The organism is Marinifilum sp. (assembly GCF_965230805.1).
Classification (GTDB): Bacteria; Bacteroidota; Bacteroidia; order Bacteroidales; family Marinifilaceae; genus Marinifilum.
The window spans coordinates 2,560,554-2,578,061 of record NZ_OZ246019.1 but is presented as its reverse complement, the minus strand read 5'-3'; the positions used below and the strand labels follow the sequence as shown (position 1 = coordinate 2,578,061).

Genomic DNA, 17,508 nt, shown 5'->3' with positions numbered 1-17,508 from the left:
TGTTTAAAGTCAACTATTCCTGTATGGTGATGTAAACCGTATTGCCATCAACCCTTTTTTTGCAAGCAATACCCATATCACTCCTTAAATAATCCCAGAGGTTGAATGCAAAATCACTCACACTAAACAGATTTCCATTTTCATCCTTAGGTGGTACCTGAATCTGATCGAATATCACCCCTTCTGCAACCGATCCCTGAACATGATACCTGCCTTTAAAAGCATTTTTTTTAACCCAAATACGCAAGAGATCTGATAATGGAATCATGTCTTTACCAAGTTCTGTATCCATATCGGTCATGGAATCGCTGGCAATGGATATATTTAAAACAATGCTGTTTCCCCTGTCTGCTTTCTTTTGGAAATTTGTTGATACTTGGTTCAGGAAATCATCCATTACAGACCTTATGGCCATCACACTTAATTGATCGATTGCACTGGTTCTAAACCTTCCCGACCAATTTTGCTTATTCGCCAAAACATTTCCTGTCGAAGTTTCATAAGCTTTAAGAATTAAAGCAATGCGATTCCCCGCAGTAGTAAAATCCTTTTTCAAATCAACCGTTACGTAAATATCCGAACCCGAATTTCTCAACAGCTGCTTATCAATAGTTTGTGCATCATTCATTTCAAAGTTGGCAGAGCGAATCGCCGCATTCAATTTGGCTTCAAAATCGATGGTATTTACTCCTTTTTTGTTGAAGCTTTCCTGCACTTTAGCCACTGCAATACGACGATCGAAATCATTTTTTAATACATCTTTAAACGATTTCCCCTCTGGTCGATATGGCACAACCATTATTGTTGGCAATTGAATCTGATCTGCTAACTCACTTGTCGCCTGTCCAAATGATGGACTAATGTTATAGGTTTTCATATCACGCTCCAGCGAGGCAATATAAATCTCAATACTTACAGTAGACTTAAAAAGCTTTCCTTCCCTTTCGGGGCCAGCCAAAATTCTGCTTGTCTTTACAAACATGTTATACCTTGCTTCCGAAAACATTTTATCGAAGTATTCCTTGTTTTCCTTTCTGCTATTGGCATCAACCAAGGGCTTTCCATTGTTATAACCTTCAAGTCCAATATTGAATAAAACCCGAAAAGCAGTTTTTTGGGCTTCCTCTTCGGTCATTTGCTTTTTTTTATGACATCCCACAGCCCTTAAAACAATCGTATTATCAGTTTTCGAAACCAATGTTACATCCCCACTTTTATAATTTTGAGCAAACACGGTATATGCAACAAGAAAAAAGAACAAAACGGATATTAGATATTTCATCTGTATTTATTTTTTTCTATTTGTCAGATGGAAGCCACAAGATCATAATAATCATTAGTGCGTGTAATAATTATTTTAATCATGCTCGTTTCAATGCCAAATATTTTTAAATTTTACTATCATCAATTACAAATTATTCAAGCGATCTTTTAATGAAATTTTAGCCTTGTAAACTATTTTCATTCTTTTCTGTTCGTTAAAAGCAGTTAAAATCTTATCTCCTCCTCCTGAAACTTTGCACTGAGAAAAATCTTTACCATCCACTTTGGTAACTTTCAATTTTCCTAGCTCTATCAACCTTGTTTTTGAGCCTATTTTTTGTTCCTCATTCACAATAAAAACATCATTCTTTTTCACTCCCATATCCGATCCGGCTTCCACCAATACTTTCGAAGCCTCTTTCCCGGATTTTTCGAGGATTTGAACAATCTGAATCTCAAGCTTGAATGTATCACCAATAAACTTTTTGATTTTCATGCCACAGGCCTTTGTAGCTTTGGCAATGGCTGCTGTTTTGGTATTGCAAGGAATGGTTGTGCGCGAAGTAAATGTGGTAGCACCCTTTGCACTTGCATTAATTACCTTTACTGCTTTTATGCTTACACTTATATTGGCATCGTAACTAATCGATCCATCCTCACTTTTGATTGTTCTTATCGCATAATCTGCCACAGTTCCATAAACAATATAATCAGCCCCCATTTCGGTACACAAAGCCAATCGCTCCGAATTTAGATCATTCATACCAGCTTCGCCTGACTGTCTGTATTTTTCTTTATGCACCGCTGGCAAAGCATGTAAGTCAATCACTTTATGCATACCTTTATTTGTAAATTCCTGAATGGTTATGTCTCTTACATTTTTGCTTATTGCTTTCGCATCGGAATGTCCACTGCTAAACTCGCCAATTAGCACAGCTTCTTTCTGAGCAAATGAAACACTCGCAATGATGATTACGCTTAAGAAAAGAGTTAATTTTTTCATTTTTTTCTTTTTAAAGTGATGTTATTAGAATTGATTAACCAGATCATCAAATACTTAATCTGACAATAAAATAAGGGAAAGAATTGCTTTCTTTGGTAAGGCAAACAATGCTATCTATCGAATCAAATTGCTTAATTATTAAAACGTGCTATTGAGGAATCAAGAGTGCAGAATCATTCTATTGAAATTCCCTTAATTGGCTATTTTACGATCTGTTTGCATCAATCAGAACACAGGCATTTATAAGTATTAACTGCCCACATAACTTTCGGGATTGCCACAGATCAAGAAACACATGGTTTTCTGCGTGTATTTGTGACACTGGATCTGCATTCAACTGCATGAAAAAACCAATTTCTCTTTCATTCAACACTTGCAAAATATTATCATCTGAATAACTAGTTTTTAATTACCTTTACATTCCAATTCTTAAAAACTACAAATGATTACAACAGACCAGCTAAAGAGTTTAGCGGAACGCACGGAAGCGTTAAGGAGGTATCTTTGACATTGATGCCAAACTAATTCAGATACAAGAAGAAGAAATGCGGACTCAGGCTCCTGGATTTTGGGATAATCCAAAGGAGGCAGAAGTTCAAATGAAAAAGGTTCGTGGCCTTAAGTCATGGGTAGAATCCTACGATGAAGTTAAAGAGTCATATGATGATTTGGCCGTTCTTTTCGATTTTGCCAAAGAAGGAGAAGCCGAACCTGAGGAAGTGGATAATCAATTTGTTGCAACCGAAAGCCTAATTGAGGAATTGGAACTGAAAAACATGCTTCGCAAAGAGGAAGATAAGCTGGGGGCCATTCTTAAAATTAATGCAGGTGCTGGTGGAACCGAAAGTTGCGACTGGGCCGACATGCTGCACCGAATGTACCTTCGTTATGGAGAATCGCATGGCTATAAGGTAAAACAATTGGAATACCAGGAAGGTGACGAAGCTGGTATTAAATCTGCCACCTTAGAATTCGAAGGTGATTTTGCTTACGGATACCTTAAATCGGAAAATGGTGTGCACCGTTTGGTACGCCTGTCTCCTTTCAATTCAGCCAATAAACGCATGACCTCTTTTGCCTCGGTATATGTTTATCCTGCCATTGATGATAGCATTGAGATTGAAATTAATCCTGCTGATATTTCATGGGATACTTTCCGTTCGGGTGGTGCCGGCGGACAAAATGTAAACAAGGTTGAAACCGGAGTTCGATTGCGACATGCTCCTACAGGAATCATTATCGAAAATACCGAAAGTAGATCACAGCTTGGGAACCGCGAAAATGCACTTCGCTTATTAAAATCTCAGTTGTACGAATTGGAGTTACGCAAACGTCAGGAAGCCATTGATAAGATTGAAGGTTCGAAAATGAAAATTGAGTGGGGATCGCAAATACGTTCTTACGTTATGCAACCTTATAAATTGGTGAAAGATGTAAGAACTGGCCATGAATCATCAAATGTTCAAGCCGTTATGGATGGTGATTTAGATGGATTCATCAAAGCTTTTTTGATGGAATTTGCAGGAGAAGAGAAAAAATAAAAACGACTCTTAGAGACGTTGAATGCAACGTCTCTACTTCTTTTTAGGCTTTACAATTCCACCCATCAGAATGCCAAATAATCCGCCATAAGGCACCATAGTATACCAGTTGGATTTTATCGCACAAGTTCCCGAAACACATCCTACATATCTCCAATATAAATATCCCCCAAGTAAGCCTAAAAGTGCACCTATAATCTCAAATTTTCTCTTTTTCAAAAAGTTCTTCATATTTCTTTATTCTTTCTTATTTTCAAACCTAATAAACGTGAGTTCGAGGTAAAATTCGTTCACAGTTTGATCTGATTTTGAGTAGAAATTTTCTCAAATTTTCGAAGGAATATCGGGATATTTCAAGAAGATTTGAGGAAATTTATGCCGAAAGCAGGCAAACACATAATGGAAAGTTCTCTTTACAACATCTTCACATTAAAAATTCCTCAAAATAGCCCGCTATTCTTTCCAAATTTTTAATGCAAATCTATCGCAAATATAACTTTCTGTGGATAGAATTTTACGTCGAACTCACGTTAATAAAGATATTCCAAAAACAATGTCAATTGCATGACAATTAAGGCTTGCGAATTTCATCTTTACATATCTGTTAATCTTCTCGAAAGCTGTATATTTGTACTCACAAAAACTTAAAGATACACAACAACACAATGTTAAAGATCTATCACAATCCGAGATGTGCCAAAAGCCGAGCCGGATTAAAATACCTTCAGGATAAAGGTTTGGATCCTGAGATTAGATTGTATTTAAAAGAAGAATTTACCGAAAAAGAACTTACTGATGTACTGATGAGAATGAACAAAGAGCCTCAGGAAATTATTCGTACTCAGGAAAAAATATACAAAAGCGATTTTAAAGGAAAAATCTTTACTAGTGAGGAGTGGATCAAAATATTGATTGAGTGCCCAAAGCTAATCCAACGCCCTATAATCGTTAAGGATTGTAAAGCCGTTTTTGCCGACCCTGTCGAAACCGCTGATGCGATTTTATAATCTCTAACAATTTAAATCTTTCTTAAACACCTAATTGAGTCTTGCAACAGAATTCAAAGGTAATTTTATTGCCAGTTATTATCCAGTAAAATCAATTGAGGAACATGAAGATCTTAAAAAAATATTACCTGATTTTGCTCTCTGTAATTTCAACAGCCTGCGATCCTTTTAGCACAAAAATTGGACATGAGGTCACTCTTTATCAATCTGCAGAAATTAAAGAATATAATTTCCCCGATACGCTTAAGGTGATGACCTGGAACATTAAGTTTGGCGGAGGACGTATCGATTTCTTTTTCGATTGCCATGGCGATAGAGTGATCATGGAAAAATCGGAAGTGCTAAGCCACATGGATGCTTTGGCTGAGAAAATCCGTGAAGTTAGTCCCGATATTTTATTGATACAGGAAGCCGATGTGAATGCCAAGCGCAGTGCCTTTGTCGACCAAGTGCAATACTTGCTCGACAATACTGATTTTAATTATGCAGCTTATGCATCGCAATGGAAAGCATCTACCATTCCAAGCGATGGAATCGGCAAAATGGATTCCGGAAATGCAATCCTTACAAAGTTGAAATTTACTAATGCCAAACGAATCGCCCTTCCCTTAATTCAATCACAGAATTTTATAATCCGCTATTTTTATCTGAAAAGAAATATTCTGGATGTACAATTTGAGCATCAAAACAAAACACTGCATATTCTAAATACTCATGCCTCGGCATTTGCAAAAGATGATACCAAGAAAAAACAATTGGATATTATTAAAGCATACGCTGATGCGATATCCCTTAAAGGAGATCAACTTATATTGGGAGGGGATTTCAACTCACTTCCGCCCTACACCAAACAAACCAGCAAGTTTGATGATTCAGCTTGCACAGATGAAGAATTTGAAGCAGATGATTATTCAGATGAAACCCAATGGATGATACCTTTCTATGAAAATTATCAGGCAGCCATTGCTTTGGATGAATATCAGAACAATAATAAAGATCATTTTACGCATACAACGGACAAGCATGGCTTTTGGAACCGAAAACTAGACTTTTTATTTACCAACGGAAAGTTTGTGAAAGGTAGCGGAGCCACTTTGCAGCAATGGATGCAGGTATCTGATCATGCACCAATTATTGCCAATTATGAATTATGAATGAAGAAACTAAAAAACCCAACAAACACTTTACACATTTAATAATCAACAAATAAAAGAATTTTAATTGTTAATTCATGGGCGACTTTAGTTTCATTTATAACTCATCATTATTCATTAAATAAATGGTGTTGCAAAAGTATGATGAAGAACATTTTTTAAACTTTTTCTAAGTGATAAAAAGGGCTTATTTTTAGACCCTAATTTTTAAACAGTTACACTTATGGCAGATAATAAACTTTTTAGTGAATTTGTACCACAATCAACACAGGAGTGGGTCGACAAAATCACTAAAGACCTTAAAGGCGCTGACTTCAACAGAAAGTTGGTTTGGAGAACAAATGAAGGATTCAATGTTCAGCCTTTCTACAGACTGGAAAACATGGGTGATAAGATGTACATGAACACTTATCCTGGAGATTTTCCATATGTACGAGGAAACAAGAAGGACAACAACGACTGGTTTATCCGTCAGGATATCATTGTTAAAGATGTTAAGGCTGCAAACAACAAAGCTCTTGAGGTTCTTTACAAAGGTATCGACTCATTAGGTTTCGTTTTAAATTGGAAAGACCTTAGCAAAGAAGAATTGGCAACTTTGCTGGAAGGTGTTTACATGGATTGTGTTGAGCTTAACTTCGAAAAATCTCATGGCACTGTGGAATTAATTAAAAACTTACAGGCAATTGCAGGTGAAAAAGGGATTCCTCTTGACAAAGTTCAAGGTGGTGTTGCCATCGATATTTTAGGCGGCTACAGTATATGCGGTAAATTCTGTACTTCGGAAGAAAACTCTTTCAAGCACTTGAAAGAAGCTGTTGAAGCTGCAAAAGAACTTCCCGGCTTTAAAGTTGTTGCTGTTGGCGGTAGATTATTCAACAACTCAGGTTCATCTATCGTTGAAGAATTAGGTTTTAGTTTAGCTGCCGGTGCTGAATATATAAGCAAGTTGATGGAAGCTGGTTTGTCAATTGAAGAAATTGCTCCAAAAATCCGTTTCAACTTTGCAACCAGTTCTAAATATTTTATGGAGATTGCCAAGCTAAGAGCAGGTCGTATGCTTTGGGCTTACATCCTAAAAGAATTTGGTGCTTCGGAAGAAATGTGTAAAATGAACATCCACGCTGAAACTTCAGACTGGAACAAGACGATTTACGATCCATATGTAAACATGCTTCGTACTCAAACCGAGGCCATGTCATCTGTTCTTGGCGGATTGGATTCATACACAGTTAAACCTTTCAACTCGGTTTACGAAGATACTACTGATTTCTCGGAGCGTATCGCACGTAACCAGCAATTGTTGTTGAAAGAAGAATCACACTTCGGAAAAATTGCTGACCCTGCTGCAGGATCATATTATATTGAGTCGCTTACTGAGTCAATCAGTGAAGAGGCATGGAAATTATTCCTCGAAGTACAGGAAAAAGGTGGTTACCTGGCTGCATTCAGAGATGGTTTTGTTCAGGAAACCATTAAAGCTACAGCGCAGAAGAGAGATATGGCAGTTGCTACTCGTCGAGAAAACTTCTTAGGAACGAACCAGTTCCCTAATTTCGGTGAGGTTGCAGAAACTGAATTGGATGCTGCATTATTTGAGGCTGACGATAATGCTGACGCAAATGCAGAATGCGAAACTTTAAAACCATACCGTGGCGCTCAGGCTTTCGAAGCTATGCGTTACAAAACCGATGTTTACGCAAAACAAAACGGACGCCCTAAAGTGATGATGTTCCCAATGGGTAACCTAAACATGCGTAAAGCTCGTGGCCAGTTTGCTTGTAACTTTTTTGCTTGTGCCGGATTCGACGTAGAAGACCACAACGGATTCACTTCGGTTGAAGAAGGAGTAAAATTTGTAACTGAGAAGAACGCAAAAATCGTTGTTGTTTGTTCATCCGATGATGAGTATGCAACTATCGCTCCCGAAGTTTATGAAGCATTAAAAGGAAAAGCTACAGTAGTTGTTGCTGGTGCTCCTGCTTGTGCCGAAGAATTAAAAGCTAAAGGTGTTGAAAACTTTATTAACGTGAAGTCGAACGTACTTGAAACATTAAAAGCTTACCAAGCCGAGTTAGGAATTTAATTCAACGCAAAGACACAAAGACGCAAAAGATGATTTCTAAAAACAGATATGAGGAAATAGGACGTAAAGTTGTTCAAGCTTCTTATGAAGTTCATAAAGAACTTGGTCCTGGTTTACTTGAATCAGTTTATGAAATTTGTCTGGTTGAAGAATTACAAAACTTAAACCTAAAGGTTGAGCGACAAGTTAAATTGCCTGTCAACTTTAAGGGTAAAGTTTTAGAAAAAGAATTTATCATTGACCTTTTAGTTGAAGATTGTATTATTATTGAATTAAAAGCAGTGGAAGTATTATTACCTGTGCATGAGGTTCAATTAGTTACTTACATGAAACTTGCAGATATAAGACTTGGTTTTTTAATCAATTTTAATGTTCCCTTGTTAAAGCAAGGAATCAAACGAAAAGTCAATAATTATTTTTTAATAAAGTAGCGCCTTCGAACCTTAGCGTTCAAATAATCAACGCAAAGACACAAAGACGCAAAAATGATTTCAAAATGGAAATAAGAAAATTTAATTGATAATATTTTAAAAATTCCATTTTCCTGTAATCATCAAAAAGTAAAGTAATATTTAAATTAATTCTCGGCGTCTTCGCGCCTTAGCGTTTAAAAACAAAAAGAAAATGAAACCAAATTTTAAAAATATAGATATCAAGTCATCTCAAAGAGCTGCTGCATCTTCTCAAGAATGGGAGAAGGAAAACAGCATCGAAAAATCTTGGATGACACCTGAGCAAATTCCTGTTAAAACTGCTTTTAACAAGGAAGATTTAGAAGGTATGGAACACCTAAACTTCGTTTCCGGTTTGCCTCCATTCCTTCGCGGACCTTATTCAGCTATGTATCCTTTGCGTCCATGGACCGTTCGTCAGTACGCAGGTTTCTCTACTGCTGAAGAATCGAATGCATTCTACCGTCGTAACCTTGCTGCTGGTCAGAAAGGTCTTTCTGTAGCGTTCGACTTGGCTACTCACCGTGGATACGATTCAGATCACCCACGTGTAATTGGTGATGTAGGTAAGGCTGGTGTTGCTATCGATTCGATCTTAGATATGGAGATCCTTTTCGATCAAATTCCATTGAACAAGATGTCGGTATCAATGACAATGAACGGTGCTGTTCTTCCTGTTTTGGCTTTCTACATTGTAGCAGGTTTGGAACAAGGAGCTAAATTAGAAGAGCTTTCAGGTACCATTCAGAATGATATCTTGAAAGAGTTCATGGTGCGTAACACTTACATCTACCCACCAGAGTTCTCGATGAAGATTATTGCTGATATCTTCGAATATACTTCGCAGAAGATGCCTAAGTTTAACTCTATTTCTATCTCGGGTTACCACATGCAAGAAGCAGGCGCAACTGCAGATATCGAGTTGGCTTATACGCTTGCCGATGGTTTAGAGTATTTGAAGAAAGGTGTTGCTGCTGGTATGGATGTTGACGCTTTTGCCCCTCGTTTGTCGTTCTTCTGGGCAATTGGTATGAACCAATTTATGGAGATTGCAAAAATGAGAGCGGGTCGTTTGCTTTGGGCGAAGATTGTAAAACAATTCAATCCTAAGAACCCTAAGTCTATGGCATTGCGTACTCACTCGCAAACTTCAGGTTGGTCCTTAACCGAGCAGGATCCATTCAACAACGTAGGTCGTACTTGTATCGAAGCAATGGCAGCTGCATTGGGTCACACTCAGTCTCTTCACACCAATGCATTGGATGAAGCGATTGCACTTCCAACTGACTTCTCTGCACGTATTGCACGTAACACTCAGATTTATATCCAGGATGAATCAACTATCTGTAAAGCAGTTGATCCTTGGGCAGGTTCATACTACGTAGAATCATTAACTCAGGAATTGGTAGACAAAGCTTGGGCTCACATCGAAGAGGTTGAGAAACTAGGTGGTATGGCTAAGGCTATTGAGTCTGGTATTCCAAAGCTTCGTATCGAGGAAGCTGCTGCTCGTACTCAGGCTAAGATTGATGCAGGAACCCAAACCATTGTCGGTACCAACAAATATCGTTTGGCAAAAGAAGATCCATTGGATATCTTAGAGGTTGACAACACTGCTGTACGTACTGCTCAGATTGAGCGTTTGGCTAAGCTTCGTGCTAACCGAAACGAAGAAGAAGTACAGAAAACTCTTGAAGCCATCACTGCTTGTGCCAACGGTGGTGAAGGTAACTTGTTGGATCTTGCTGTTAAAGCTGCACAAGCTCGTGCTTCATTGGGTGAGATTTCAGATGCTTGTGAGAAAATTTGTGGTAGATATAAAGCTGTTATTAGAACCGTGTCAGGAGTATATTCATCAGAATCGAAAGAAGATGCTGACTTCGCAAAAGCGAAAGAATTGGCAGATAAATTTGCAGAGCAAACAGGACGTCGTCCACGTATCATGATCGCAAAAATGGGTCAGGATGGTCACGACCGTGGCGGTAAAGTGGTTGCTACTGGTTTTGCTGATATGGGATTTGATGTGGATATGGGACCATTGTTCCAAACTCCGGAAGAATCTGCCAAGCAAGCTGTAGAAAATGACGTACACATGGTTGGTGTATCATCATTGGCTGCTGGTCACAAGACTTTGGTTCCAGCAATTATCGGGGAATTGAAGAAATTGGGTCGCGAAGATATCATGGTAACTGCAGGTGGTGTAATTCCGGCTCAAGACTACGATTTCTTATATGAAGCAGGTGTTGCTGGTGTATTTGGCCCTGGAACAAAAGTTTCAAAATGTGCGATTCAAATGCTTGAAATCTTAATCGAGCAATACAAAGATTAATCATTACGGTTATCAAGATACTTTAAAGACAGGGGGTTTTACTTCCTGTCTTTTTTATCTATACAAATAACCTGAGCTCTAATGCATATTGTTGTTTACTTGCCAATCTATATCAGTGTGGCTCATAATTAAATATTGCAACAAACAAACTGACTTACCAGACCTTTTAAATAACTTGCACAACTTGAAAGTTTAACAAGAGACACTTCAAAACTTTTGGTTTAAGAATGGTATTGTCCCTAAACTGGCATTTAAAAATCCTATTTTTTGCTTTGCCTAAACTGGCATTTGAAAATCTTATTTTTTGCTTTGCCTAAACTGGCACGAGGCAAAAAATCATTTTTTTGGCTTTGCCTAAACTGGCAAGAGGCAAAAAATCAATTTTTCACGCTTTGCCTAAACAGGCATTGTTCAAAAAATCAATTTTTCATGCTTTGCCTAAACAGGCATTGCTTAAAATATCATTTTTCACGCTTTGCCTAAACAGGCATTGCTTAAAATATCATTTTTTGATTTTCCCATTTAGGAAATCTGAAACGAAAATGATTTTCTCTTATACAAAAAGCCATATTGAAACTTAAAAGAAATCCTATCGAAAAATTAGTATATTAGCGCAATAATCAGCACTTACATAGACATGGAACAAGTACGCTCAAACTCTGGTCAAACAATAGGAATCATTGCTTTGGTTCTGGGAATTATAACTCTGTTTATTGGATTTATTCCTTGCATTGGTTTTATCGCCTTTGTTCCTGGAATAATCGCAATCATTCTTAGTGTTATCGGCCTTAGCCAGGCCAATAGAGAGAGTGGAGCAAGAGGCATTAACATTGCTGCTTTGGTTGTTTCGGTTCTGGGTGTTTTGGTAGCATCTATTTGGCTATTCTTTTTTGTTGGAGTTGCCAGTATGAATGAAGATGAAATCGGAGGCTTTGTAGAAGGTGTAATTGAAGAGGTGATTGAAGAATCTGTTCAAAATCCTGATTTGCAAGAAGCTTTGGAGGAGCTGGAACAGCAACTTGAAGAAATCAATATCGATTCAATAGCAAACGAAATTGATAGCCTTGAAATGAAAATAAAAGTTGAAATTGAAGCCAATAAAAAATAGTGATCGCATAAAAACATATCAAATCATCAATTTAATTTTTGTGATTATCATACTGCTGATTTTTTTGTATTCGGCATTCTATTCCAATAAACAACTTCAACATCCCATTCCATCCTTTTTTACTCAAATCACAGGATCAGATAGTCCGTCAACGGGTCTTTCCCGTGCATTCTCGGCTCTTGTTCTATTCGATATTAAATCAGCTAAAGAATTCAATCCATTTGCAGTTCAAATCTTTTTATTTTTTGTGTTTCAGTTGGTTTTTAGGATTCTTACTTTTTTCCTGATGAAATATAATATTTCTTGGATCAATACATATATTCTGGCAGATATCTGCCTGTCGATCTTTGCATTTTCATTGGCTTTCAGACCCTTGATTCTATTCTCATTTAAACTATTCAGAAATTTTATCGTAAATTGAATCGAGTTAAATATTTATTAAACTTTTGCGATATGTCATTTATTCTGGTTAGTTTATGCTTGACCCTGCTAACAAGTGTTATGGTGCTACATGTTCATAACGAGAATAATCTTTCAAGAAGGATTATTAAGGCAGGAGTTATTATTCAGGAACTGTTAGATCAAAATGGAATCAAACATATTGATCTCGAAAAGAAATTTGCCACCTCAAGTCTCTCAACTCAACTCAGATTGGTTGAATACCATATGAGTTATCTCGATTCTAACTATACTGATTTCGGCACCGCAAAAACAGTATTTGAAAGAATTGACAATATTGAAAATGCATTGAGTCATTATCAAGGCTATCATACAGAATTAAAGCTTGCATCCTGATGCAAGCTTTTTTGATATCCTCATTTGATCTCGGAAAGGGAGAAACATCGATCTACCTTAACTCCTTTCTCTGTTTTTTTAAGACTACAACACTCAGTCGTGATGTCGTGTTGCAAAAATAAAATTGCATTGTTTTCTACAGCTTCTGCAAGGAACTCTTGCTTTTCGGCTAATGATGAACTTGGATTTAAATCGTAACTCGCTAACCATTTTACAGGAACATTGGCTGCTGTTGGAATAAAGTCGCCTGCAAAAACTACTTCCTGTCCATTGAAATTTAGAACCGGAATCATTAAACCAGGTGTGTGTCCTTCAAAAATCTTTACCTTAAAATTAGGGAATAGCTCCCCTTCCGACTCCACAAAATTTAACTTCCCGGCTTCTTTTATTGGCATGATATTTTCATCGAAAAACGCATCGCTTTCGCGCAAATTAGGATTCAGGTAATTTTCCCATTGATGCTTGCTTACCCAATGTTGAGCATTTTTAAAAACCAACTCATATCCTTTTTGATCAGCATCCCATTTTACTGCTCCCCCACAATGATCGAAGTGCAGGTGAGTAAACACAACATCGGTAATATCCTTAGCGGAAAAACCAGCATTTTTCAATGATCCCAACAAAGTTTCATCACCATTTAAATGTTGATGTTTAAAGAAATCCTCACTTTGCTTGTCGCCTGCTCCATTATCAATTAAAATCTTTCTATCACCATCAACAACCAGCATGCTTCTCATGGCACAGTTGCAATAGTTGTCTTCGTTAACCGGATATTTTCTACTCCACATCACCTTAGGAACCACACTAAACATTGCTCCTCCATCGCACATAAAATTTCCTGTTTCTATATTATATATTTCCATGATTCCTTTTTTTTCCAGTATCTTTATTTTTTTTTAAATACACAATATCACTTGTGCACTGCGGGTTTTAATGCAGATCAAAAATACAATTTTATAAAAGATAATCAATGAAAGTTCATTTTATAGCAATTGGTGGCAGCGCCATGCACAATTTAGCAATCGCATTACATAATAAAGGATTCGAAATTACCGGATCGGATGATGAGATTTTTGAACCATCAAAATCAAGATTAGAGAAATATGGAATCCTGCCTAAGGAGTGGGGATGGTATCCCGAAAAATTAGATACAAGCTTCGATGCAATCATTCTTGGCATGCATGCAAGAATTGATAATCCGGAATTATTAAAAGCACAGGAACTTGGCCTAAAGATCTACTCCTATCCCGAATACATTTACGAACAAACAAAGGATAAAACCAGAATCGTTATCGGTGGAAGCCACGGAAAAACAACTACCACTTCAATGGTAATGCATGCATTAAAAGACAATAACATCGAATTTGATTACATGGTGGGTGCACAGATTGAAGGTTTTGAAACCATGGTCAAATTAAGCCAGGAATCTAAAATAGCCATTTTTGAAGGAGATGAGTATCTTTCTTCTCCAATTGACCGTAGACCAAAATTCCACTTGTACCACCCTCATATCGCACTGATAACAGGAATTGCCTGGGATCACATCAATGTCTTCCCTACCTTCGAGAACTACCTTAATCAGTTTGAAATATTCACTCAAATGATTCAAGAAAATGGTTCTTTAATCTATTTTGATGAAGATGAGCATATCGCAAAGATTATAAAGAACAAGAGAGAGGATATCGAATATATTCCATATCATTCACACCCGTTTAAGATAGTTGACAATTGCAGTATTCTTAAGACAAATAAGGGTGAAATTCCTTTGGAGATATTTGGAGAACACAACCTGCAAAACCTAATGGGAGCTTTTCATATTTGTAGAAAAATTGGATTAAGCGATGAGAGTTTTTACCAGTCGATTCAATACTTTTCGGGTGCAGCAAAACGCTTGCAAAAGTTGGCTGATAAAAACTCATGTACCGTATTTCAGGATTTTGCACATTCTCCTTCAAAGCTAAAAGCAACCACTGAGGCAGTAAAAAAGCAATTTACCAATCGAAAATTAATTGCTTGTATGGAATTGCACACATTCAGTAGCTTAAAGAAGGAATTTCTTCCTCACTATAAAAACACAATGGGCTCAGCCGATGAAGCAATTGTTTATTTCAATCCCAAAACCATTGAGCACAAAAAACTTGAGCCAATTACTAAAATCCAGGTTGCCGAGGCTTTTGGAGGAAACAATGTTACAGTGTACACAGATTCTGATCAAGTTATTACTGATTTACTAGAACATGATTTCAATCACACTAATGTTTTACTAATGAGTTCTGGTAATTTTTCGGGTCTCAATTTGATTGAACTGGCAGAAAAAATTGTCAACAAATACTAATTGCAAAAAATTACATCCTTTTGTCTGTCAACAAAATAATGGTATTTTTATTGTGAATCAGATTAAACAGATTAAAATCCATGTCTGCTTTACGCAAGTTAATCCTTCTTATATTTCTTATCCTTTCGTTTGGTCTTGGGAGTTTGTATGCCCAAGGTCAAATCCGGAAAGCTGAAGAATTATTGCCTAAAACCGAAGGTGAACAACGAATTTTGTTACTGCAAGAACTATCAAAACTCTATTTGGATGTTAATATTGATAAAAGCATTGACCATTTAAAAGAAGTGGTGATTTTATCATCAGGAAATCCTACAAATCATGCCAATGCCTTATATGATCTTGGGAATCTGTATCGAAAGATAAACAATTTAAGAAGAGCCTTAGATTGCCATTTACAGGCTCTGAAAATTCGTAAAAGTGAATCTGATGAACTGGCCGTTTCAGCGTCTTACAATAATTTAGGTGAGATACATAAGATCCTGAACAAACATCAGAAAGCTCTCGAATATTTCAATCAATCACTGGAAATTAGGCAAAAAGAAGGATCTGAAAAAGAAGTAGCCTATACCTTAAACAATATTGGGAGTGTTTATTGGCTTGATAAAGATTATGCGAATGCATTGGAATACTACTTAAAATCTTTGGAAATCAGATCCAAGCTTGGCGATAAATCGGATATTGCCTCTTCATTGAACAATCTTGGTAATGTGTACAAAAACCTCAACAAGTACAATAAAGCCTTAGATTATTATAAGAAAGCCCTATTCCTTCGTGAACAATTAAATGATGAATCATTAATTGCCTATACCTTAAACGATCTTGGTGGAATTTATTGGAGGTTGAATAATTTTAATGAATCACTTCATTTTTATAACCGAGCTTTAAATATTAGGAGAAAATTAGGAAGCAGCGAATACACAGCGGCTACCTTAAAGAACATAGGTACAGTTTACAAAGATCTAAACGAACTCGATTTTTCTTTAAAGCATTATAATGAGTCCCTAAAGCTATATAATGAAACTGGTGATGTGAAAGAACAAGCCAATGTTTATTCTTTGATCGGAAACTTATATCGTAGTTTTAACAATTTTGACAAAAGTCAGGAGTACCATAAAATTGCTCTCAATTTGTACGAAAAAATGGGCAATACAATTGGAGTTGCTTACTCCTCAAATAGCATAGGTGAAATTTTAATGGATTATTATAAGAGTGATGATGCCTTAAATTATTTGCAATCGGCGTATAATAATGCTCAGTATTCAAAAGATAGAAACCTACAAAAATCAAGCTCTGAAAATCTATTTGAATACTATTCGAATAAAGGTGACTACAAAAAAGCACTTGAATACTATCGGAATTACTCTAGTTCGAAATTTAAAAGCATTGCCGACAGATTTGACAAAGACAGAATCAGCGAATTTGAGGCCAAGTATGAGATATCAAAAAACAAAAAAGAAATTAAAGGCTTAAAAGAGTACAACAGAATGCAAAGTATTTTAATTTACTTGTTTATTGTATTGATATTTTTCGCGGTAATAACCGGCTACATCGCATATAAAAATATACAGATACGAAAACAGACGACTGAAGCACTTACATTTAAAAACCAAGAATTAGAAGATATTAATTCACGCTTAAAAGAATCGGATATTATTTTAAGGGATCTAAACCTAACCAAGGATAAAATTTTTAATATTATTTCAAGAGATCTACGTGATCCTTTTATCGATCTCAAAAGTAGCAGTTCAAAACTTATCTCTAGCTTTGAAAATAATGATATTGAAAATCAAAAATCATTAGCTGTGGGCATTCGAAATTTGTCTGCTCACACCAATGAATTGGTCGAAAATCTTTTACTATGGTCGGCATCTCAAGCTGGGAAAACTGATTTCTCTCCCAAGTATTTTGATATACGAGAATCGCTTAATGAAATCCTCCAAAAACTTTCGGGATCTATTATTGAAAAAAATCTAAAGTTTATTTTTAAAATGAACAATACTTGTATGGCTTATGCTGATCCTACTGCCATGTCCGAAGTATTTAAAAATATCATTTCAAATGCGATTAAATTCTCATATCCCGAGAGAAAAATAACTCTTTCGGCAAGAGAGAAGAAATATCTTGTTGAATTAGAAGTTTCTGATGAAGGAATTGGAATCAGCAAATCGAACTTGAATAAGATATTCAGGCTTGATAGCAACTACCTTGCCTTAGGAACTGCCCAAGAAAAGGGAGCTGGAATCGGGCTTCTTCTTTGTAAAGAATATGTAGAAAAAAATGGAGGTAAAATTTGGGCCGAGAGTGAAGAAGGAAAAGGAAGTAGTTTCTATATCACCATACCTAAATCAGAAAAGATATTGGAATCTATGCCAAAAACAAATGCATAAAAAAGAGGCAATCATTAATTTGATGCCTCTTCAAGTATTTTATATCTG

At 36.5% G+C, this 17,508-nt stretch carries 15 protein-coding genes; 11 read left to right on the top strand and 4 right to left on the bottom strand.

What is annotated here, in order from left to right; translation table 11 throughout:
• Positions 1–13: 13 nt before the first annotated feature.
• Both ACO05S_RS10285 and ACO05S_RS10280 read right to left on the bottom strand, forming a co-directional pair.
• Entirely contained in the window at positions 14–1,282 is a 1,269-nt protein-coding gene (locus tag ACO05S_RS10285; protein ID WP_421917925.1) for a DUF6175 family protein, read from the bottom strand.
• A gap of 126 nt (positions 1,283–1,408) precedes the next feature.
• A complete protein-coding gene (locus ACO05S_RS10280; protein ID WP_421917924.1) occupies positions 1,409–2,266 on the bottom strand; it encodes a hypothetical protein in 858 nt (285 codons plus the stop codon).
• A gap of 442 nt (positions 2,267–2,708) precedes the next feature.
• Here ACO05S_RS10280 and prfB point away from each other — a divergent pair.
• A protein-coding gene (prfB, locus tag ACO05S_RS10275) for a peptide chain release factor 2 (protein WP_421917923.1) occupies positions 2,709–3,807 on the top strand; the annotation gives its coding sequence in 2 pieces (ribosomal slippage) (positions 2,709–2,771 and positions 2,773–3,807; 1,098 coding nt in all).
• A 33-nt stretch (positions 3,808–3,840) separates the two neighbouring features.
• Here prfB and ACO05S_RS10270 read toward each other — a convergent pair.
• Positions 3,841–4,038, bottom strand: coding sequence for a DUF6132 family protein (locus ACO05S_RS10270; RefSeq protein ID WP_421917922.1), 198 nt, complete (start codon positions 4,036–4,038; stop codon positions 3,841–3,843).
• 434 nt (positions 4,039–4,472) lie between these two features.
• On the opposite strand from ACO05S_RS10270, the gene ACO05S_RS10265 reads away from it, so the two are divergent.
• The 8 genes from ACO05S_RS10265 (at position 4,473) to ACO05S_RS10230 (ending at position 12,738) form a co-directional block, all read left to right on the top strand.
• On the top strand, positions 4,473–4,814 hold the full coding sequence (locus ACO05S_RS10265; protein ID WP_421917921.1) for an ArsC/Spx/MgsR family protein: 342 nt from the start codon (positions 4,473–4,475) through the stop codon (positions 4,812–4,814).
• A 104-nt stretch (positions 4,815–4,918) separates the two neighbouring features.
• Entirely contained in the window at positions 4,919–5,968 is a 1,050-nt protein-coding gene (locus tag ACO05S_RS10260) for an endonuclease/exonuclease/phosphatase family protein (protein ID WP_421917920.1), read from the top strand.
• A 223-nt stretch (positions 5,969–6,191) separates the two neighbouring features.
• A complete protein-coding gene (locus ACO05S_RS10255) occupies positions 6,192–8,054 on the top strand; it encodes a methylmalonyl-CoA mutase family protein (protein ID WP_421917919.1) in 1,863 nt (620 codons plus the stop codon).
• A 29-nt stretch (positions 8,055–8,083) separates the two neighbouring features.
• Positions 8,084–8,485 carry a GxxExxY protein gene (locus tag ACO05S_RS10250; RefSeq protein WP_421917918.1) on the top strand — a complete coding sequence of 134 codons (402 nt, stop codon included), beginning with the start codon at positions 8,084–8,086 and terminating at the stop codon, positions 8,483–8,485.
• A 193-nt stretch (positions 8,486–8,678) separates the two neighbouring features.
• Positions 8,679–10,835: a methylmalonyl-CoA mutase gene (gene scpA, locus ACO05S_RS10245; protein ID WP_421917917.1), complete on the top strand. Its 2,157-nt coding sequence runs from the start codon at positions 8,679–8,681 to the stop codon at positions 10,833–10,835.
• Between the two features lie 637 nt (positions 10,836–11,472).
• Positions 11,473–11,943, top strand: a complete 471-nt coding sequence (locus ACO05S_RS10240; RefSeq protein WP_421917916.1) for a hypothetical protein — start codon at positions 11,473–11,475, stop codon at positions 11,941–11,943.
• A gap of 40 nt (positions 11,944–11,983) precedes the next feature.
• On the top strand, positions 11,984–12,364 hold the full coding sequence (locus ACO05S_RS10235; protein WP_421917915.1) for a DUF2752 domain-containing protein: 381 nt from the start codon (positions 11,984–11,986) through the stop codon (positions 12,362–12,364).
• A gap of 32 nt (positions 12,365–12,396) precedes the next feature.
• Positions 12,397–12,738: a hypothetical protein gene (locus ACO05S_RS10230; RefSeq protein ID WP_421917914.1), complete on the top strand. Its 342-nt coding sequence runs from the start codon at positions 12,397–12,399 to the stop codon at positions 12,736–12,738.
• Positions 12,739–12,758: 20 nt separating this feature from the next.
• On the opposite strand, the gene ACO05S_RS10225 is transcribed toward ACO05S_RS10230, so the two are convergent.
• Complete coding sequence (locus tag ACO05S_RS10225; protein WP_421917913.1) at positions 12,759–13,601, bottom strand: MBL fold metallo-hydrolase; 843 nt, start codon at positions 13,599–13,601, stop codon at positions 12,759–12,761.
• Positions 13,602–13,708: 107 nt separating this feature from the next.
• Between ACO05S_RS10225 and ACO05S_RS10220 the strand changes: the two genes are divergently transcribed.
• Together ACO05S_RS10220 and ACO05S_RS10215 are read left to right on the top strand one after the other, a co-directional pair.
• Entirely contained in the window at positions 13,709–15,073 is a 1,365-nt protein-coding gene (locus tag ACO05S_RS10220; RefSeq protein ID WP_421917912.1) for a UDP-N-acetylmuramate--L-alanine ligase, read from the top strand.
• Positions 15,074–15,153: 80 nt separating this feature from the next.
• Positions 15,154–17,460 (top strand): tetratricopeptide repeat protein, encoded by a 2,307-nt coding sequence (locus tag ACO05S_RS10215; RefSeq protein ID WP_421917911.1) that lies wholly within the window; start codon positions 15,154–15,156, stop codon positions 17,458–17,460.
• Positions 17,461–17,508: the final 48 nt, after the last annotated feature.